The organism is Mucilaginibacter terrenus, from assembly GCF_003432065.1.
Classification (GTDB): domain Bacteria; phylum Bacteroidota; class Bacteroidia; order Sphingobacteriales; family Sphingobacteriaceae; genus Mucilaginibacter; species Mucilaginibacter terrenus.
The window spans coordinates 134,469-153,463 of sequence record NZ_QWDE01000002.1; the positions used below are offsets into that span (position 1 = coordinate 134,469).

An 18,995-nucleotide genomic window follows, 5' to 3' on the forward strand; every position below is an offset into this window, starting at 1 on the left:
AATTGTATTTAAAACTTTTTCACCAAACTTTATACAAACATGAAGAACTCAGTTTTATTCGGATTAATCATAGGTGTTTTAAGCCTTGTATGGCTTTTTGTAATGCGCAGCACTGGTTATAACCTTAACGACAGCAAAGCCAACCCTATCGAATATGTGTCCGTACTTATTCCGCTTATCGGGCTGTTCTTCGGTGTAAGAAACTTCCGTAATGGCGAGCTAAATGGCAAAATGGGCTTTTTTGAAGCGATCATCCAGGCATTTAAGATCCTGTTAGTAGGCGGTGCACTTTCTGTATTTGCCGCTATTGTATTCATCAACCTGAACAACTCCGGTAACGACACCAGCTTTCAGAGCTTCAGCGGTCGTATTTTCGGTGCATTACTGGTTGGCGTGATAGAGGCTATTGCCGTATCTTTATTGCTCACAACCAGAAGCAATAAAGTTGACTAATAAAATCTTCAACCGTTATTTCGAACTTATTTTTTGGATAACTGCAATGGTCTGCCTGGCGTTTACAAACCCAGCGGGCCATTCGCATTTTAGCCTGTGCCCATTAAAGCTGCTAGGCTTTGGCTGGTGCCCCGGCTGCGGCCTTGGTCACTCTATCTCCTATCTTTTCCGTGGCGATGTACGTGGTTCTTTTCACGCGCACTGGCTGGGCATACCTGCTGTTGCTATCATCTTATACCGTATATACAGCCTCATTAAGCGCAAGCACGTTTTCACCGATATGCAAAAGCAAGAGCTGTAAACCGCACTTATTTCACCGTCAAATTTTCTGCGTTTACCGATGGTTTGGCTCTCGCCGCCAAGTTTGCATTGGCGTTTTTTGCTGCGCGCTGTAGTTTTACATCATAATCATTAAACAAAAACACTAAAACCAAAGACAATGGAAACTTACAATAATCCTTACATGGGCTTTCCTGATATGACACCAGAGGAAATGAACTATGTGCAGCAAACCGTAAGCGGCCTTAACGATAAACAAAGGCAATACTTTTATATGGTTTATACCGGTAAACGTAAAAGTGTGCAAGACATGCTCATATTTTCGTTAGTTGGCTTGTTTGTGGTGCCAGGCTTACAGCGTTTTGTGACCGGGCAGATAGGTATGGGCTTGCTTTACCTTTTCACCATAGGTTTGTGCTTTGTTGGCTCTATCATGGACTTAATAAACCACAAGTCGCTGGCTAACGAGTACAACCAGAAGATGGCTTACGAAAGCTTCCAAATCACCAAAATGGCCGTTGCTTAATTAACTATAATATAATATTAACCTCTATATATTTACCACGATGAACACCGAACAGATAACCACCAGCACACTTATAGCAAGCTTTGATAAAGAATTGCTGAATATTTTACAGAACGACCTTAAGGCTGTTAAAGCACAGTCACGATAACCTAAATCCAATACAATTAGATCAAAACGATTGTAAGCATTGGTAAGGATAGCAGGCGCTACCCGGGGCGGTTGGCCACCAAAGAAAATATTACGGCCGTTTTGATCTTCTCCCTTATACCCATGGGAAAATAACTTAAACCAAAGGTTAACTTCGGCATGGGCTTTGTATAAACCTTTGAAACACACAGCCATGAACAAGAAGATACTAATAGTAGATGATAACGAGCTGATAGTAGAGCTGATGAGTTATATACTTTCTAATAATGGTTACGAAGTTTCTTCTTTAACCAGCGGTGAAAGCGTGGTTGCGGAAATTAGAGACACCAGTCCTGATCTTGTGATAATGGATGTAATGCTCCCGGGAATTGACGGGCGCGATATATGCCGCATGATAAAACGCAACCAATCTACCAAAGACCTCCGCGTGATTATCTGTTCCGGCAATGATGATATTGCAGACGCGCTGAAGCAAGAAGGAGCTCCCGACGATGTATTGCCAAAGCCGTTTGACCTGTCTGTTCTATTACACAAAGTAGAGCACCAACTTGCTGCTTGATAACATCGAAGCTTAGCTGTTATTGAAAAATACTTTTTGCTTTCAGAATAGTCTTTTCAAGATCAATACCTTCGCCAAGCACTCCTTTAAACAGATCTCCCTCTTTTTTAAGCCTGTCAACAGAGTTTTTGATGGTGAAGTCGCGCATGGTTAAGCCGGGCTTTACCTCGTCCCAATGCAAAGGCATAGACACAGTAGCACCGGGCTTAGGCCTTAACGAATACGGACCTGCGATGGTGGCGCCGGGTCGGTTCTGCAAAAAGTCGAGGTACATCTTACCATTGCGGTTCTTGATCATTCGCTCCAGCGAAGTGTACTCAGGAATCTGTTCGTGTACAATGTTCACAACAAGTCGCGCAAACATCTGGGATTGATCATAATCGTATTTAGCACCTAATGGTATGTAAATGTGCATACCGGTAGAGCCTGACGTTTTGCAAAACGCCGGTACCTCAATAGCATCAAGCACCTTCTTTACTTCCAGTGCCGCTTCTATTACCTGGTCAAAAGTGTTCTTGTCTGGGTCAAGGTCTATCACGCAGTAATCGGGGTTATCCGGAGATTGCACACGGCTAAACCATGGATTCATCTCTATACATCCTAATGATGCCATCCATAAAAGCGTAGCTTCATCATGCCCTATCAGGTAGTCTTTATCTTCTCCCTCACTGGTGGTATAAGGAAACTTCCGCACCCAGTCCGGTGATTTGCCACGCACATCCTTCTGGTAAAAACTCGAGCCGTGTATCCCGTTAGGGAAGCGGTTAAGCGATTGGGGCCTGTCTTTCAGGTAGGGCAAAATGTATTCAGCTACCTGGTAATAGTAGTTAAACATATCACGTTTGGTAACACCATCTTCAGGCCAGTATACTTTGCTCAGGTGAGTAAACTTCAGGTCGTGTCCGCAAATGCTTTTTACCTGAGTTTCTTCTTTTGGGTTAAGCAGCGTACGCTTTACGCTTTCTTTTGGCGCCTGCACCAGCTTGTGCTTTACGAGTTTCTTATCTTCTTTAACCTCCGCAGCTTTTGATTTAGACGTGTTGTCACTTTCAGTGTCTTCTACCACCTCATCTGTGTGCGCTTCCGATTCGCGCACCACATCTGTTGCTTTTTTATCGGTGCGCATACCTTCGAAAGAAGGATGCCGGAAAACGCCGTCGCTGGTTACCTCTGCAAAGCTTACTTCGCATACCAGTTCGGGCTTTAACCAGGTTGCCTTGGCCTTTGGCGGATTTGGCCTGAAACGGGATGGCTTATTTACATCCGGTTCGTAGCCAAATGGGCTTTCTTCGGTAATGAGCGGCTTAAACTGCGCCATCATTTCCTTTTGCAGCTTATCAGAAAAACCAGTACCAACTTTACCGACATACTGGAACTGGCCCCCCTCGTAAACACCCAGCAACAGCGAGCTAAACTGTTTGGCGGTACCTTCGTTTTTAGTAAACCCGCCTATCACAACTTCCTGCCGTTTGTTTATTTTTATCTTAAGCCAATCTTTAGAGCGGTTGTCTGATATGTACGTGCTGCTTGCCCTTTTAGCCATTATTCCTTCCAGGCCAATCTTTTCAGCTGCTTCAAAAAAGCCATTGCCATTTGCCGGGAAAACATTGCTCAGGCGTACACGGTCGTCATCTGTAGGCAGCACTTCCTTTAGAATTGCCTGGCGCTGTGTAAGTGGCAGTTCCATCAGGTTTTTGCCCTCGTACCAAAGTATGTCAAACACATAAAGCATCAGTTCGCCATCGGCTTCGCTACGCCAATTTTGCAAGGCACCAAAGTTGGATACACCTTTATCGTTCATTACGATAATCTCACCATCAATTACCACATTTATCTTCCAGCTTTCCAGCAGTTGGGTAATAGGGTAGTATTTCTCATTGAAGGATTTGTTATTGCGTGACAGTAATTGTACTTCTCCTTTTTCTACAAAGGCAAGCGTACGATAGCCGTCCCACTTTATTTCGTACACCCAGTCCGGGTCGTCAAATGGTTTATCTACAAGGGTGGCCAGCATTGGCTTTATGCCTGTCGGTATCTTGCTTTTCGGTGCCTTCTTAAGTAATGCTTCAACGTCAGGCTTTTCGGCAGGCTCATCCTGCTCAACAGCATCGTCAAGAGCCTTCTCCTTTTTTTTTGAAGCCTTTTTAGCAGGTTTCATTTCTACGTCCTCTTCATGCCCGTGCTGCCATACCTTCTCGCTAGTCTTCTCCATCGTTTCGATGGTCTTGCCAGACAGTACCGATTTATCTTTTTTGGTGATATCCTTGTCAGATGCAAATTCATCCTTGTGCTTTATCAGCAGCCAGCCATTCTCTCCCATGCCGTGCGTTTTCACCAGGGCATACTCACCTTCCAACTTCTGGCCGTGTAGCTTTATTTTTAAAGAGCCCGAATGAAGCTGCTGCAACAAATGCTTTTCCTGCGCTTTCTTGCCGCCTTTAATTTCTTCTATAGGCTCGTAGGTACCTTCGTCCCACACAATAACGGTTCCGCCACCATATTCACCTTCAGGAATAATGCCTTCAAACAAGCGGTAGTCGTACGGGTGGTCTTCCACCATCATAGCCAACCGCTTGTTCTTAGGATCGGTAGACGGGCCTTTTGGCACCGCCCAGCTTTTAAGCACCCCCTCCATCTCCAGCCTAAAATCGTAATGCAGCCGCGAGGCATCGTGCTTTTGTATTACAAAGCGCAGTTTGTTCTTATCTTCACTCTTGCCGGCTTTTGGCTCAGCTGTTTTTGTGAAGTCCCGTTTGGCTGCATATTCTTTCAGGCTCATGGTGGTTGTGGTTATTTCTTTAAATAAGCTTCTACCTTTTCGGCAGATGTACCAACTGCTTTAATAGCATCTTTAAGTTCCTGACGCGTTATGCCTAACTTTTTAGACCAGTATTGCAACTCGTATTCCTCGTGCACATTTATCCTGTCCCTGTCAGGGGAGCCTACATTGTTTTTGTTATCCATGGTAGTATGTATTGGTTAAATTTATTAACGTTATTACAACCGTATGGTTTGGAAAGTATTTTCCCAGTAAGAAAATCAGCTGCCGGATTTATCTTCTATTACAGACAGGATATTACCTGCAGGATCTGTAAACCACGCAATGCTTGGGCCTTTAAAACCACCGTCTCCCCGAAAAATATTGTTGTCATCGGTTTTAAGATACTCCGAGTCATAGCTTTCAAAATTCACGCCTTTTTCTTTCAATTGGTTTACGGCTTCGTCAATGTTGTCTACAACAAAATTCAACACTGTAAATGTTGCCGGGGTGTGGTTAGGCTTTGGGTAAACGATAAAGTGTCCGCCGCTTAGGTGTACCGTAAGGATGTTACCCATTTGTTCGTCCTGATCTACTTTCAGGCCAAGTGCTCCGGCGTAGAACTTTTTTGCGGCTTCTATATCATCTACCGAAAAGCTGCTGAAGGTTTTTGCATCTGCTAACATAGTATTGTTGGTTTGGTGTAATACAGTAAGCCACAAAATTGCTGCCATCAATACGGTTTCGCTTCAATGCAAATGCTTTATATATTTACGGCATGCAAATAATACATCTGTTGCAGGATTGGTGGAATCACCAAACGTGGTTAGAGATAGCGGGAGTAATAACAGGTCTTATTTGCGTTTATCTGGCCGCCATTAATAATATTTGGAACTGGCCCATTGCTACAATCAGCGTTACCATTTACATCTTTATATTTTTTGAAGCCCGGCTTTTTGCAGATATGGGTTTACAGGTATATTTTTTTGTGGTAAACCTATACGGTTGGTACTATTGGAGCATGCGACCTGCGGACGAAAAGAAAGTTCCGGTTGCAACGATAACCAAACGGGAGATCCTACTTTCTGTGGGAGCGGTTATTTTCTTTACTGTTTTGCTGGGGTCATTGCTAAAATACACCACCGCATCTTTCCCCTACCTGGATAGTTTTTGTACGGCCTGTAGTTTGGTCGCGCAGGTGTTTCTTGCTCGGAAGGTGTTAGAGAACTGGCTGATATGGATATTTGTGGACGTAATATACGTTGGCGTATACATTTATAAAGACCTGCACCTTACAGCTGTAATGTATGCCATTTATGTCGCAATCGCACTTAAAGGATATCTGGACTGGCGCCGCGACCTGCAAAGCCAAACTGCCACACTTAACAATAAGCATCAAGCATGAATACCCCTGACATAATTAAAATAGCAGTTGTTGGGCCAGAATCTACCGGCAAATCTACCATGTCGGCGTTTCTGGCAGATCATTTTAATACGGTTTGGCTGCCTGAATATGCTCGGGAATATTGTGAAAAGCTTACTGCACCGCCTACCTGGCAGGATGAGATCAACATGTTTTACGGACAGCTTGCGCTGGAGGAGGAATTGCTGCCGAAAGCCAACAGGTTACTGATATGTGATACCACCTTTATTACCGTAAAGGTTTGGAGCGATTACACCTTTGGCCAAACACCACAGGAGGTGCTGGATGAGTTACCTAAACACCCCTATGACCTTTACCTGCTGCTAAACATAGACCTGCCCTGGGAGGAAGACCCATTACGCGATTTCCCGCACATGCGCGAACATTTTATGGGAGTGTGGTATAAAGAACTGCAGGCGCTTAATGCTAACTACGTCTTGATTGAAGGCTCCGGGCCTGAGCGTTATCAGCGGGCTGTTGCCGCGATAGAACACTTTATAAATCAATCTAAAAAGCCGCTTTAAACGCACTTATGATCATATAATTATCCCGGCGTTAAAAAATAGTTGTATAAACAGGTGTTTTTTGTTGACCCGGTGCAACGTTGTGCAAACGCATGCGTCCTTTTAATTGAAACCTGTCATATAATTTGGAAGCTGTATTTGTTGATAAGCACTATAACCTGGTGGTTGAGTGTAAGCAGGGGAGCAAAAAGGCCTGCTATGAGTTGTACCGGCTGTATTCTAAAGCAATGCTAAACATTGCCTTTAGAATAGTGGGCAACGTTGCCGAAGCGGAAGACGTTTTGCAGGAGGCTTTTACAGATGCTTTTAAACGGCTTAAGGATTTTAGGCAGGATACCACCTTTGGTTTGTGGTTAAAGCAAATTGTGGTGCACCGCGCTATAAACCTGCTGCGTAAGCGCAAGCTGGACCTGGTAGAGATTGAGGACGGGCATATTGACAGCCTGCCTGCCGAGGAGCCCTGGGATGATGAAGATATACAATACAAAGTTGCACAGGTAAAAGAAGCTATTAAGCTGTTACCTGACGGTTACCGGGTAGTTTTATCGCTTTACCTGCTGGAGGGGTATGATCATGAAGAGATTGGGCAGGTGATGGGCATATCAGAAAACACATCAAGGACACAGTTCCTGAGAGCTAAAAGAAAGTTGAACGAGATATTGATACAGAAAGGAATAACACGATGAGCAAGAGGTTAGAAGATTTTATGGACGAGCACAGGGAAGAGTTTGATGACCTGCAGCCCCGTGCAGACATATGGGACAACATCTCCAAAGAACTTGATGCCTGGGATACACAGCAAGCGCCAAAAAAGCGCGAGGCCAAAACCTTTTCGCTTGGCTTTGTGCTAAGGGTGGCCGCCATGATAGTAGTAGTAATGGGTATAGGGTTCGGCATATACATACAAAGCCAAAAAGAAGGCAAGCAGGGAGTAGACGTTACCGAGATTAACCCGGTTTATGCACAGCAACAAATTCAACTAACATCAATTATTGAAACGAAAAGAACTGAGCTTAAACAAATTGCCAAAAGTGACCCCTGGCTTTACAAAGAATTCAACAGAGAGCTAGTCAAAATGCAGGCGAACTATAAGAAACTAAGCAAGGATTTAGCAACCAGCCCGGATCCAGACCGTGTCCTAAAAGCTATGATTCAAAACCTTGAGATACAAACCGAAGTACTTAGCCAGCAATTAAGCGTGATAGAACAAATTGATCAAAGCAAAAAACAACAGCAAAATGGAACTAAAGATATATAAACGCGCGTTATTGGCAGCTATGGCAACGTTCGCTATAAGCATGACATCGTTTGCACAGACCAAAGCACCGCAAACACCCGAGCCACCATCGTCGGAACAGTTTGACGATAAGGCTTTACAAAAACAAATGGGCGACCTGCAAAAGCAGATGGCTAAACTTCAAGCCCAGATGAGCAGGTTGCGCGTAGAAAAAACTAAGCAGCACATTACCTTTAATGCTGATAAGTTTAGCAAAGCCTTCAAGGAAACATTTAAGGACTTTGGTAAAGATTTTTCCGGCAGCTTCAAAGGGATGGTTCCGGATATGAGCGAAAGCTTTAAAGACCTCGGCAACCACGTCAGCATCAGCTCGGGCGATAACGAGGAGTACAAAAAGAAGGTTGCCAGCGGCGAGATCGAAGAAAAAGTTAAGAACTACAGCAAAACGTACGCTGTAGATGGCAACGATATTTTGCAGATCAGCAACAGCTTTGGAAAAATTACGGTAAATACCTGGAACCGCAATGAGTTTAAAGTTGATGTGCAGATGAAATTTGGTGGTGATAATGCAGATGCAGTAAACGATATGCTTAACGGCTCAAGTATCAGCGACAGCAAGTCGGGATCTGTGGTCTCTTTTAAAACCAGCCTTTTCAAAGGAAATACCGGTCGCAATAATCATCAGAATATTGAGATAAACTACACGGTTTACATGCCGTCAGGTAACGGCATCGACATTAATAACAGGTTTGGCGGCGTTAACTTGCCCGAGCTAAGCGGAAAGGCAGTTGTTAAAGTTAGTTACGGCGCTTTAAACGCCGCAGCACTCACCAACAGCCAAAATGAGGTTGATGTACGCTTTGGCGACGCTAACATTACCAACTTTAACAGCGGGCGCGTGAGCGTTTCTTATGGCAAGTTAAAGACCGGTGCAGTAAATAACATTGATGCCGACATCAAGTTCTCTTCTATAGGTATAGAACGGTTAAGAGGCTCGGCAGATGTACATGTTAAGTATGGAGATGGTTTCCGTATAGGCACAATAGACAAGAGTGTTAAGAATATAACTGTTGATGCATCTTTTACCAAGATTAATTTTGACCTTAGTCAACTAGATAACTTCAACTTTGACGTAACTACAAAGTTTGGCGACTTTAACTATGATGACCGCATAAAGATCACATCGAAAAGTCCTTCAGATGAAGAGCGTGGCTGGTCATCCACAAAAAGTTACAAGGGCTATGCAGGAAACAGTAACTCTTCAAACAGAATCGTTATTAATGCAAGCTACACCGGCGTAAATTTTAATTAAGCGTTAAATTTCCACTTTTTTGCAGCACCCTTGCCCAACGGCAGGGGTTTTGCTATTTTTAAGGCGCATACACTTACCTTATGGAAATATTTACCGACCCGGAAACCTGGGTATCCCTCGTTACACTTACTGTTTTAGAGATCGTCTTAGGTATTGACAACGTAATATTCATTTCAATCCTGAGCGACAAGCTCCCCAGAGAGCAGCAATCCAAAGGCCGCAGGGTGGGTATGGGTATGGCCATGATCACCCGTATACTGCTGCTACTGTCGATTAGCTGGGTAATGACGCTTACCAAGCCGCTGTTCAACCTTTCCGGCATTATTGGTGCTACAGATCCGGACTGGGTAGAGAAGCTGGCAATATCCGGAAGGGACCTGATCCTGCTAATAGGAGGTTTATTCCTGATCTATAAAAGCACTGCCGAGATACACCACAAGATTGAAGGTGAGGAAGAAGACACCGGCACAGCTAAAGTGCATTCTTTTTGGGGCGTTATCTTCCAGATAATGCTGCTGGATATTGTTTTCTCGCTGGACTCTGTTATTACTGCCGTTGGTATGGCACAGCACGTAGAGGTAATGATAGCAGCGGTAGTAGTAGCTGTAGGCATCATGATGTGGGCATCAAACAGCGTGGCCAACTTTGTAAACAAGCATCCAACCGTTAAGATGCTGGCACTGTCATTCTTGTTACTTATAGGTGTATCGCTACTAGCCGAAGCAATGGAACAGCACATACCTAAAGGCTACATTTACTTTGCCATGGCTTTCTCAATACTGGTTGAGCTGCTTAACCTTAAAATGAGATCTAAGAGAGCGGCTCGGTCTGCGCAAAAAGGAAAGAAAGTACCTGCTGCAAAATAATATTGTTACGGGAATTTGTACAACACACCTAAGGACAGGCCTTCTGTACCCTGTACGCTATTAGAGGTATTTTTATCGAACAACAGCGTCCCGTTGATAGATACGTTTATAAGGCGGTTTACTTTTGCTGCCAGTACCGCGTCAACACGGTGGCGGGTGTATGCTAACGGCTGGCCATAGGGCACAAACATGTCATAACGTGCATTAAAGTGCATGTTCTTGGCAATGTCTTTATCAAATATGGCAACCAACTGAAACGCTATATCGTTGCGAACCGTTTTACCACTATCTACACCATAATTGGTTGGCAGGTTTTTAACAATATTCTTGTCCAGTACAAAGGTCTGGCGTGCGGTACCGGTACCCAGGCGCAGATCAAAAAATTTACTTGGCTTGTACTCAAAACCGATTGATTCCGTCAAATAGCCCGGCGACATGAAGTTAGATATAAGCAGGGGCGGGTTAACGTTGTTGGGGTCATATTGAAAACCTTTATCAAACTGCGACTCAAAGCTGAGCGATCCGAAAAAGAACCAGCTTTTTGACAGCTGCGTAGCTACTTTATTATCCAGGAAAATACGGTCGTTGGTTTTGCGGGAGCCTAGCCCTTTGCTTTTTGATTTACCGTAAAGCAGGTTAAGCTCGGTGGAATAACTAAATGGCGCTTTGTTATATTCTATCCGGTAAATAAAATTTGTTCCCAAAGCGATGGAGTTTACACCACCGGCCGCATAATTATTGCTAAATGCTGCCTGGTTAAAGTTGAGTCCGAAAGTGATATAGCGATGCCAGTAACTTACCTTATAATCCAGCATGGTTACAGGTATTAGTTCCGGCCGTATTTGCAAAGGCTTTGCTGTTACCGGTATTGCGTTATATTTTGGTAATATGCGGTACCTGTTGATGAGGTTGGTGTCAATCTTTACCGTGTCGCGCCTTGTGGTATCTGTTGTTTGAGCCCTTAACGAAAGTGCTGCTGAGAACAAAAATGCAAAAAACAAAAAAGCCCCTGTTCTTCTCATATTGCAAATAAAACGCAAAAATCTGTTATTTCAGTACATAAAGTGCAAAAGGCTGCGGTAACTGCTACAGGAAACGCAACCAGGTATACCACCTGCGATTGACCAGGTAGCCCATCTCACGCTCATGATGGTAAGCCTCTCTTTCAAAAGAAATTGCCATATACGCTTTGTGGTGATTGCGAAAGCGTATGTAATTGTACAAGTAATTCAACAGGTATAACGCATAAAACGGAAGCACCAGCAGTTCTAATTGCTGCTGTAAGTGTATCCGCTCATGGTTTATCAGCACTTTATCTTCCAGCGCGGCTTTGTTGTACACAAGGATAAACGGGAACAAGGCCATCCCTGCTACATTCAAAAATGGCACTACAATAACTAACGGCCTCATTTTACCTCCATAAAAATTGAGGGTAGTGGCGCAAGTTCAAAAGCGCGCGGGTTTTTGCGGTATCGTTTAAAGCTATTGCGTACATAAGTAACAAACTCGTACTCACTGGCGGTAGTAACCAGGTAATATCCTGGGCGATACTTCAGCATAAAATCACTTAATTCAGGTTCCTTTAAATAGGTAATGCCTGCCACATAGCTTTTATTAAACCGTGCGTCGATAACCGATTGCAGGTAATCACGTTCCATTACCTCCCGCAGGTGTTCGGCATTTTTGCCGCGGCGGCTAAACAGGTTGTAAAGTGCATCTATGCTTATGCCGGCACCCACACCGGGGCTTGCGGTAAGTAAATCGCGTTGATTAAGTGTACCGAAAACCTGGTTGTAGTCACTCTTTAAGGCGCGGTACCTTTTCATCGGACTAAGTAGCGTATCCCTAATGCTCACCTCATTCAGCTGAATAGCGACAGCTTTCATATATACAACTAAGGGCAAAAAGCTCTTTACCGTTAAAGTGTCAGAGTGATGATCTGTTTTGCTGAAGATGAGCACGTCGCCAACGGAAACCTTAATACTGAATTCTCCCTTAAAGTTGTTGTATACTGCCTGGCCCGAGGTTGTATTGCGTACGTTCACTTTAGCTATACGTGCTTTGCTTTCTTTATCAAAAACAATCCCGGTAACTTCCTTTTGTTGGGCAACAGAAGTTAGCGTTACAATGCAAAGTAAAAAGGCACACCATAATTTCATCAGGACGTTAAAGCTACACGTTTGCCGCTGCTTTGCACATAAATTAACAAATTTTAACAGGCTATTTTACCACAACCAGTTTCTGGCCTATTCGGATCCCGGAATCAGAAAGATTGTTTAGTGCACGCAGTTCGTCAACAGTGATACCAAAACGCTTGGATATGCTGTATAGTGTATCGCCCTGTTTTATGGTGTAAATTTTATCGTCAGGAGATACTTTCGCTATCGAATCTTTTGCAGGTTTACCTATGCTGTCATTTATCTCATCAAGCACACGGTCTTCACGCTTAATCTTGGCTATCTCGCCCTCCGGCCTGTCGTACTGGTCCAGGTTATACTTAACAATTATATTGATAAGCAACTGTGGGTATTTCGGGTTAGTAGCATAGCCGGCGGCTTTAAGGCCATATGCCCATCCTTTATAATCGTTTCTGTCCAGCTCAAATAAGCGGGCGTAGTTCTTTTTCTTTAAGAATTCAGAGTGATCCCGGTAAGAATCTTCGGGGTTACTGTATACTCTAAAGCAATCGTTAACGGCATCGTCGTCCTTATAGTAGCTTTCACCATTCCAGGTGGTGCCGCATTTAATGCCAAAGTGGTTATTGGCTACCCTGGCCAAATCGCTGTTGCCCGCACCCGACTCAAAAAGCCCCTGCGCCAGGGTGATACTGGCGGGTATGCCGTAGGTGTTCATTTCCTGTACGGCAATATCTTTAAACCGGTCTATGTATTCAAGTGATGTATAAGTATGCGCATTGGCAATAGCTGCGCTGTTTCTCTTGTGAATGGTTTGGTTATTCTTACGTGCCTTTTTACTGCTGATGGTGCTTTTGTGTGCCGAGCACGAAGAGAATACACCTAAAGCTATAAATAGAATAAACAGTTTCCGCATTACTTGCTAATGTAGGATTGATTATGGGCCGGAAGATATGTGGATTATTGGTTGTCGGCCAGCTGTTTTTTTTCTGCCGGCTTTTCGTCAAGCTCGTTAAGGTTGTAGCGCTTTATAATGCCCATTACCTGTGAGGCCCAGGTACGGCTGCTGCAGTAACCGCTTCTTTGTATCCCTTTTGCCCAACCTTTGTAATCGTATTGGGTTAGCTTGTCGGCCAGGTGGCTAAACTGCTTACGTTCGGTCATTATACGGGTAAAGTCCTGAAACGACTCCATTACCGACTCGTACTTTTTATAGGATGTGCGTACTTTTTTGTTGTGTTTGTAATAAACTGCACCGCCTCCGCCTTTTACGCCAAACTGGTTGTTCAGGTTCTGCGCAATCGAGCTTTTTCCGCTGCCAGACTCGTGCATGGCAACCCCTAAAATGATGCTTGCAGGTACGCCTGTCTCGTGCATCAGTTTTATGGCATTATCTTTGAACTTATCGATGTAAGATTGTGAAGCGCTTTGAGCCGAAACGGCTGTGGTTGTTGCAACTAGTGCACATACTAACAGTAGAGTAGCAGTAAAGAGTTTCTTCATAATTTATTTTTTTCTGATCATTAGCAGTCCGTCGCGAACCGGGAGAATTAATTTTTCAACCTTCGTGTTAACAGCTATGTGGTCATTTAGTTTGCGGATATTTACGGTATCAGCGTCATTTTCGTTGCCGTACACCTTTCCTTTCCACAAAACATTATCAATTATTATCAACCCACCGGGCCTTACTTTATCAAATACTAACTCAAAATAAGTCAAATTATTTCGTTTATCCGCATCAATAAACACGATGTCGAAATTATTATGCTGAATATCAGCTATAATTCGCTCTGCAGGGCCAATATGCAGCTTTATTTTTTTATCCACATTTGTTGACTTAAAATGTGAATTCAGCATTTCTTCCATTTCTGCGTTCACTTCGATGGTGTGTAAAACGCCGCCTTCTGCCAAACCTTCGGCCAGGCAAATAGCAGAATATCCTGTAAATGTTCCTATCTCTAAAATGAGCTTTGGCTGCATCATTTTACTGAACATGCTTAATATCCGGCCCTGATAGTGGCCCGAAAGCATGTTTGGCTTTAGCACTTTTAAATGCGTATCGCGGTTTATCTTTTGCAACTCGGGCGCTTCAGCGTCTATGTGTGCGTCCAAATAGGCCTGCAAGGCGGGGTCAAGAATTTCCATAGGTGTTTATTTTTGCATCCACGATTGTAGTAATATTACGGCAGAGATGGTGTCTACCAGCTCTTTACTTTGACGTGCTTTTTTTCCCATACCACTTTGTGCAATAACTGCCGATGCCATTTTAGAGGTAAAGCGCTCATCAAGCATCTCCACTGGAACCGCAGGAAAATTCTTTTTCAAAAGGGTCACAAAACCTTTCACGTGCTGGGCAGATTGTGACGGCGTATTGTCCATCTGCTTTGGTTCGCCAACCACAAAGCGCTCTACCTGCTCCGTCTCCATATACTTCTTCAAATAATCTATAACCTTGAGCGGATGTATGGTGTCCAAACCGGTGGCAATTATTTGCATCGGGTCGGTAACAGCAATGCCTATGCGCTTGGTACCATAATCAAAAGCCATTACTCTCATCAATTTCTAGATTTTAGATGTACTGTTTTGGTTGGCATAGCGCCAATTTATCCGCTTGCAAATGTGCGGATTATTTACGTTTGAACAACTTGCGTAAGGTAAATCGTACATCCGTAACGTTACATCTAAAATCAATTCATTAATTTGCACCAATGCAGTTTAAGGAGATAATAGGTCAGGAAGCCACAAAGCAACGCTTGATAACCGCCGTAAAGGAGAACCGGGTTAGTCATGCGCAGTTGTTTTTGGGTCCGGAAGGAAGCGGGAGCCTGGCGCTGGCCATTGCATTTGCACAGTACCTTTCTTGCGAAGATAAGCAGCCTCAAGACTCCTGCGGTGTGTGTTCGTCATGCCGCAAGTACCAAAAGCTGATGCACCCCGATCTGCACTTTTCGTATCCTTTCTTCGCCAAACATAAAGACGATACAGCTTTAACCTTTATTGAGCAATGGAGAGAAGCTATAACTGCCAACCCGTATTTAAGCCTCGACACCTGGCGCGGCTACCTGGACGCCGAAAACAAACAGGCCAACATTAATATAGCCGAGTGCCACCAGATCATCAAGAAACTCAGCTTTAAGCCGTTCGAGTCTGCGTACAAAATATTGATCCTGTGGTTGCCCGAATACCTGGACAAGGTAGGAAACTCCCTGCTTAAGGTGATAGAAGAGCCTCAACACAATACATTGTTCCTGTTAGTCGCTCAAAACCAGGATCAAATACTAAACACCATTCTTTCGCGCACACAGCTGATAAAGGTTCCGGCATTGGGGTATGATGATGTAAAGCAATTCTTGATCTCTCAGCATAATCAAACCGAAACTGCCGCCGCAGAAATAGCTTACCTGAGCAATGGAAACATCACCGAAGCACTGAGTATGCTGCAAAGCGATACCAAGGGCTATCATCAGTCGTTTGTGAACTGGTTAAGGTTGTGTTTTGCCAATAAGGGTCTGGATGTTCTTTCTTTTGTAGATCAGGCTGCCAAAATGGGCAGGGAAAACCAAAAGAACTTTTTACGTTACGGCATCAGCTTTATTCGCGAATGCTGCCTTATATCCGCAGGAGCAGAAAATATTGTGCACCTGCCGGCACAGGAACTTGAAACTGCACGTAAGATGGCCAAAGTGATGAACATTGCACAGGCCGAAACTATAATTAACGAGCTTGAAAAGGCTCACTATCATATAGAACGCAATGCGAACCCTAAGATCTTATTTTTAGATGTATCTTTGCAGATTATAAAAGTACTAAATTTAAAAATCGTCCCTTCGGGGAATCATTATATACCAAATTAATTATGGGATGCGGAAGTTGCTCATCAGGCGGATGTTCGCCTGCGGGCTGCAAAAGTAACGGCTCTTGCCTTACTAACGGTTGCAGCAAACTTGATGTTCACGATTGGCTGTCACATATGGATATGCCGACTAATTATAAGCCTTTCCCGATAGTTGAAGTTAAATTTAAGGGATCAAGAAAGGAGTTCTACCATAATAACGACAACATTTACCTGGAAGCAGGTGACCTTGTTGCCGTGGAGACCACTACCGGCGGCTATGACATTGGCCACGTATCTATAACCGGCGAGCTGGTGCGTATGCAAATGGTTAAACGCCATGTGAAAGAGGCTGACGTTGTTAAAAAAATATACCGCCGTGCAACTCCTGCTGATGTTGACAAATGGAAAATGGCGAAAGACCTGGAATGGGAAACCATGCATAAATCCAGGACGTTGGCGCTTGACCTGAACCTCAGCATGAAAATAAGCGATGTTGATTACCAGGGCGACAAAACCAAAGCTACCTTCTATTATACGGCCGAAGGTCGCGTAGATTTTCGCGAGCTGATTAAAAAAATGGCGGAAGCTTTTCGTATAAGGATTGAGATGCGCCAGATTGGTATGCGTCAGGAAGCAAGCCGCTTGGGCGGGATAGGATCCTGCGGACGTGAGCTGTGCTGCAGCACCTGGCTTACCGACTTCAAGACAGTATCTACTTCTGCCGCTCGTTATCAAAACCTTTCTTTAAATACGCTTAAACTTGCGGGCCAGTGCGGTAAGCTTAAATGCTGCCTTAACTATGAGTTGGACACATACATGGATGCCTTAAAACACATCCCTGATAATGTAAATGTACTAAGGACCGAAAAAGGTGATGCCCGCCTGCAAAAGACCGATATTTTTAAACGGATTATGTGGTTTAGCTATCCTAAAGAGGAGAACTGGATACCACTACCCATTGCCCGGGTAAAAGAAATTCAACAAATGAACCGGGAAGGTGCTATGCCTGCAGACCTGGGTGAAATAGTAGAGATAGAGACCAAACCGGTAAAAGTACTGGATTACGAAAACGTTGTTGGCCAGGATAGCCTTACCCGTTTGGATGAGCGCCGCAACAATAATAATAACAAGAACAAAAACAAAAACCGTAACAAAGGTGGCAAACCAGGCTCTGCCTCTAATCAGCAGGCAGATAACAACCGCCCGCAGAAGCAACAATCCAGCGCTCCTGCCGGTCCGCGTCCTGAGGGTAGCCGTCCGGAAGGAAACCGCCCGAAGGGGCAGCAAGCTCCTGCACAGAATGCTGCACAGGCCGGTCCAAGGCCTGAAGGTGGCCGTCCGGAAGGAAACCGTCCGCAAGGTGAGAACCGTAACAGGCGTAACAACCGAAACAGACCGAACCGTAGTGGCGGAAATAACAATGGCGGAAACAATAACCAGCAAGCCAGTCCCGAATAATGAAGAATAGGTGGATATTAGTCTTCTTGTTTGCAGCTATAACATTCACACAGGCATGCACAGACCCGGATGCGATTGTTGATCTTAACGCAGGGATCACCAACCGCAACTGGTCATACGCAAACCGCATCAAATATGATGTGAAGATAGACGATGAAACGATTCCCTATAACTTATACCTCAATTTACGGGTAACAGGTGAATACCGGTACTCTAATCTATATATTGTATTTTCACAAACTGCTCCTGATAAAAAGAGATTGGCAACTCGCTACCAGTTTACCCTGGCTAACCCTGATGGTGAATGGCTGGGCAGCGGAAGCGGCAACCTGTATAGCTATCAATTGCCCTTAAAAACCACTTACAAGTTCCCGGCTAAGGGTACTTATCACTTTGAAATAGAGCAGAACATGCGCGATAACCCACTGCACGAAGTTAGTGACGTAGGGTTGCGGGTAGAGAAGGCTAAGTGATTAGTTGACGGTAAAATCAACAAACGTTTTGGTGTAAGAGCTCAGCTCCTTGTCTGTTTGCTGCGCCGCTGTAGCGCCATTATCCGTAATGGTGTACGATACTACGTTCTCTCCAGTTGTTTGTATCTCAAAATGCACCCGGTCGCCCGAGCTAAGCGGTGTACTAAACTCATACGACCCGGTGGTTACAGCCTTTGTATCTAGCGTACTGCTGGTAGTAGACGTGCTTTTTATAACTGAAAGCAAGGCGGTAAAGTTAGCAGACCCAGTAGCAACCACTTTAATATTGTGCGGAACAGGGCCTGTGTCGTTTTTCTTACCGCATGAGGTAAACATGGCTAAACCCAACAGTACAGCTGTGATATATAAATACTTCATCTTTCAGGAAATTAAGATTATCTAAAACATGTAAATATGCCAATTGTAGTTAACTATAACAACAATATGCGGGCATGAAGGCAATACTTTCTTATTTACTGGTAATGATAGCTGCAGCTATGCTGCTGTTAACAGCCTGCAAAGGCAATAATACAGGCCAAACAGGCGGCGCACAGGCAGATTCCGGGCAAACTAATGTAGGCAGCTCAGGAGCTACAGATAGTGCAGCTATAGGATCAGGTGCCGGCTCTCCTCAGCAAGGTGGCACATCCGGTAGCGATACTAGCAGCAATGGTAAAGGAGTGGCTACCCCAACTGTCGACAGCACCAAAACAAACCCATAAATTATCCTTCATGAAAAAGCTTCTATTTGCCCTAGCTATTTTATTATCCTGCTATGCTTCATCTTGTAAAGGAGATAAGAGCAAAGATGCAGACAGCGCCGACTCAGGCCAAACACATGTAAACAGCGCCCAGCCTGCTGACAGTAGCAAGTACCCCGTATCTCCCGTGGAAACCGGAGGTCAGGACACCAGCAGCAGCGCTATAGATCCTGCTAAACCGGCAGACACCATAAAAAGGAGGTAATAATAATTTTCTTAGTAAATACTTTTTCTTACATTCGTTATGCT

Annotated in this window: 27 protein-coding genes; 15 read left to right on the forward strand and 12 right to left on the reverse strand. The window is 44.2% G+C overall.

Annotated elements, in window-relative coordinates; genetic code table 11:
* The first annotated feature begins 39 nt into the window (after positions 1 to 39).
* From DYU05_RS11150 to DYU05_RS11160, 3 genes are all read left to right on the forward strand, one after another.
* Positions 40 to 453, forward strand: coding sequence for a DUF4199 domain-containing protein (locus DYU05_RS11150; protein ID WP_117383129.1), 414 nt, complete (start codon positions 40 to 42; stop codon positions 451 to 453).
* A complete protein-coding gene (locus tag DYU05_RS11155) occupies positions 446 to 754 on the forward strand; it encodes a DUF2752 domain-containing protein (RefSeq protein ID WP_235854005.1) in 309 nt (102 codons plus the stop codon). The genes DYU05_RS11150 and DYU05_RS11155 overlap by 8 nt, the downstream gene beginning before the upstream one ends.
* Before the next feature lie 138 nt (positions 755 to 892).
* Entirely contained in the window at positions 893 to 1,258 is a 366-nt protein-coding gene (locus DYU05_RS11160; RefSeq protein WP_117383130.1) for a TM2 domain-containing protein, read from the forward strand.
* A 24-nt stretch (positions 1,259 to 1,282) separates the two neighbouring features.
* On the opposite strand, the gene DYU05_RS11165 is transcribed toward DYU05_RS11160, so the two are convergent.
* Positions 1,283 to 1,600, reverse strand: a complete 318-nt coding sequence (locus DYU05_RS11165) for a hypothetical protein (protein WP_117383131.1) — start codon at positions 1,598 to 1,600, stop codon at positions 1,283 to 1,285.
* Here DYU05_RS11165 and DYU05_RS11170 point away from each other — a divergent pair.
* The gene (locus tag DYU05_RS11170) at positions 1,599 to 1,964 is read left to right on the forward strand and encodes a response regulator (protein WP_117383132.1); all 366 of its coding nucleotides are present in this window, start codon (positions 1,599 to 1,601) and stop codon (positions 1,962 to 1,964) included. The two genes, DYU05_RS11165 and DYU05_RS11170, sit on opposite strands and share 2 nt — an antisense overlap.
* A 19-nt stretch (positions 1,965 to 1,983) precedes the next feature.
* On the opposite strand, the gene ligD is transcribed toward DYU05_RS11170, so the two are convergent.
* From ligD to DYU05_RS11185, 3 genes are all read right to left on the reverse strand, one after another.
* Positions 1,984 to 4,743, reverse strand: coding sequence for a DNA ligase D (gene ligD / locus DYU05_RS11175; RefSeq protein ID WP_117383133.1), 2,760 nt, complete (start codon positions 4,741 to 4,743; stop codon positions 1,984 to 1,986).
* Between the two features lie 11 nt (positions 4,744 to 4,754).
* On the reverse strand, positions 4,755 to 4,928 hold the full coding sequence (locus DYU05_RS11180; RefSeq protein WP_117383134.1) for a DUF3606 domain-containing protein: 174 nt from the start codon (positions 4,926 to 4,928) through the stop codon (positions 4,755 to 4,757).
* 75 nt (positions 4,929 to 5,003) lie between these two features.
* Positions 5,004 to 5,408: a VOC family protein gene (locus DYU05_RS11185; RefSeq protein WP_117383977.1), complete on the reverse strand. Its 405-nt coding sequence runs from the start codon at positions 5,406 to 5,408 to the stop codon at positions 5,004 to 5,006.
* A gap of 92 nt (positions 5,409 to 5,500) precedes the next feature.
* On the opposite strand from DYU05_RS11185, the gene pnuC reads away from it, so the two are divergent.
* From pnuC to DYU05_RS11215, 6 genes are all read left to right on the forward strand, one after another.
* On the forward strand, positions 5,501 to 6,127 hold the full coding sequence (gene pnuC, locus DYU05_RS11190; RefSeq protein ID WP_165852058.1) for a nicotinamide riboside transporter PnuC: 627 nt from the start codon (positions 5,501 to 5,503) through the stop codon (positions 6,125 to 6,127).
* Entirely contained in the window at positions 6,124 to 6,669 is a 546-nt protein-coding gene (locus DYU05_RS11195; protein WP_117383135.1) for an AAA family ATPase, read from the forward strand. The genes pnuC and DYU05_RS11195 overlap by 4 nt, the downstream gene beginning before the upstream one ends.
* Positions 6,670 to 6,794: 125 nt before the next feature.
* The gene (locus DYU05_RS11200) at positions 6,795 to 7,355 is read left to right on the forward strand and encodes an RNA polymerase sigma factor (protein WP_117383136.1); all 561 of its coding nucleotides are present in this window, start codon (positions 6,795 to 6,797) and stop codon (positions 7,353 to 7,355) included.
* The gene (locus tag DYU05_RS11205; RefSeq protein WP_117383137.1) at positions 7,352 to 7,927 is read left to right on the forward strand and encodes a hypothetical protein; all 576 of its coding nucleotides are present in this window, start codon (positions 7,352 to 7,354) and stop codon (positions 7,925 to 7,927) included. The genes DYU05_RS11200 and DYU05_RS11205 overlap by 4 nt, the downstream gene beginning before the upstream one ends.
* Complete coding sequence (locus tag DYU05_RS11210) at positions 7,908 to 9,218, forward strand: hypothetical protein (RefSeq protein ID WP_133300218.1); 1,311 nt, start codon at positions 7,908 to 7,910, stop codon at positions 9,216 to 9,218. The genes DYU05_RS11205 and DYU05_RS11210 overlap by 20 nt, the downstream gene beginning before the upstream one ends.
* An 80-nt stretch (positions 9,219 to 9,298) precedes the next feature.
* Positions 9,299 to 10,084, forward strand: coding sequence for a TerC family protein (locus DYU05_RS11215; protein WP_117383139.1), 786 nt, complete (start codon positions 9,299 to 9,301; stop codon positions 10,082 to 10,084).
* Between the two features lie 5 nt (positions 10,085 to 10,089).
* Here the strand turns inward: DYU05_RS11215 and DYU05_RS11220 are convergent, their stop codons facing one another.
* The 7 genes from DYU05_RS11220 to ruvX all read right to left on the reverse strand — a co-directional run bounded on the left by DYU05_RS11220 (position 10,090) and on the right by ruvX (position 14,775).
* On the reverse strand, positions 10,090 to 11,106 hold the full coding sequence (locus tag DYU05_RS11220; RefSeq protein WP_117383140.1) for a DUF3078 domain-containing protein: 1,017 nt from the start codon (positions 11,104 to 11,106) through the stop codon (positions 10,090 to 10,092).
* A gap of 64 nt (positions 11,107 to 11,170) precedes the next feature.
* Positions 11,171 to 11,494, reverse strand: coding sequence for a hypothetical protein (locus tag DYU05_RS11225; protein ID WP_117383141.1), 324 nt, complete (start codon positions 11,492 to 11,494; stop codon positions 11,171 to 11,173).
* Positions 11,491 to 12,243, reverse strand: a complete 753-nt coding sequence (locus DYU05_RS11230; protein ID WP_117383142.1) for a peptidase associated/transthyretin-like domain-containing protein — start codon at positions 12,241 to 12,243, stop codon at positions 11,491 to 11,493. Before DYU05_RS11230 ends, DYU05_RS11225 begins: the two co-directional genes overlap by 4 nt.
* A 61-nt stretch (positions 12,244 to 12,304) precedes the next feature.
* Positions 12,305 to 13,135, reverse strand: coding sequence for a glucosaminidase domain-containing protein (locus tag DYU05_RS11235; RefSeq protein ID WP_117383143.1), 831 nt, complete (start codon positions 13,133 to 13,135; stop codon positions 12,305 to 12,307).
* A gap of 44 nt (positions 13,136 to 13,179) precedes the next feature.
* Positions 13,180 to 13,722, reverse strand: coding sequence for a glucosaminidase domain-containing protein (locus DYU05_RS11240; protein ID WP_117383144.1), 543 nt, complete (start codon positions 13,720 to 13,722; stop codon positions 13,180 to 13,182).
* A 3-nt stretch (positions 13,723 to 13,725) separates the two neighbouring features.
* Positions 13,726 to 14,364 (reverse strand): O-methyltransferase, encoded by a 639-nt coding sequence (locus tag DYU05_RS11245; RefSeq protein ID WP_117383145.1) that lies wholly within the window; start codon positions 14,362 to 14,364, stop codon positions 13,726 to 13,728.
* Positions 14,365 to 14,370: 6 nt separating this feature from the next.
* A complete protein-coding gene (ruvX, locus tag DYU05_RS11250) occupies positions 14,371 to 14,775 on the reverse strand; it encodes a Holliday junction resolvase RuvX (protein ID WP_117383146.1) in 405 nt (134 codons plus the stop codon).
* A gap of 152 nt (positions 14,776 to 14,927) precedes the next feature.
* Here ruvX and DYU05_RS11255 point away from each other — a divergent pair, with 152 nt between their 5' ends.
* From DYU05_RS11255 to DYU05_RS11265, 3 genes are read left to right on the forward strand one after another with little or no spacing between them, the layout of a single operon-like run.
* Positions 14,928 to 16,073, forward strand: a complete 1,146-nt coding sequence (locus tag DYU05_RS11255; protein ID WP_117383147.1) for a DNA polymerase III subunit — start codon at positions 14,928 to 14,930, stop codon at positions 16,071 to 16,073.
* Positions 16,074 to 16,075: 2 nt separating this feature from the next.
* Positions 16,076 to 17,512: a regulatory iron-sulfur-containing complex subunit RicT gene (gene ricT / locus DYU05_RS11260; RefSeq protein ID WP_117383148.1), complete on the forward strand. Its 1,437-nt coding sequence runs from the start codon at positions 16,076 to 16,078 to the stop codon at positions 17,510 to 17,512.
* Positions 17,512 to 17,985, forward strand: a complete 474-nt coding sequence (locus DYU05_RS11265) for a gliding motility lipoprotein GldH (protein WP_117383149.1) — start codon at positions 17,512 to 17,514, stop codon at positions 17,983 to 17,985. Before ricT ends, DYU05_RS11265 begins: the two co-directional genes overlap by 1 nt.
* Here DYU05_RS11265 and DYU05_RS11270 read toward each other — a convergent pair whose 3' ends face one another.
* Positions 17,986 to 18,363 (reverse strand): hypothetical protein, encoded by a 378-nt coding sequence (locus DYU05_RS11270; protein ID WP_117383150.1) that lies wholly within the window; start codon positions 18,361 to 18,363, stop codon positions 17,986 to 17,988.
* A gap of 74 nt (positions 18,364 to 18,437) precedes the next feature.
* On the opposite strand from DYU05_RS11270, the gene DYU05_RS11275 reads away from it, so the two are divergent.
* A complete protein-coding gene (locus tag DYU05_RS11275) occupies positions 18,438 to 18,707 on the forward strand; it encodes a hypothetical protein (RefSeq protein ID WP_117383151.1) in 270 nt (89 codons plus the stop codon).
* A gap of 10 nt (positions 18,708 to 18,717) precedes the next feature.
* Complete coding sequence (locus DYU05_RS11280) at positions 18,718 to 18,951, forward strand: hypothetical protein (protein ID WP_117383152.1); 234 nt, start codon at positions 18,718 to 18,720, stop codon at positions 18,949 to 18,951.
* The last annotated feature ends 44 nt before the right edge of the window (positions 18,952 to 18,995 follow it).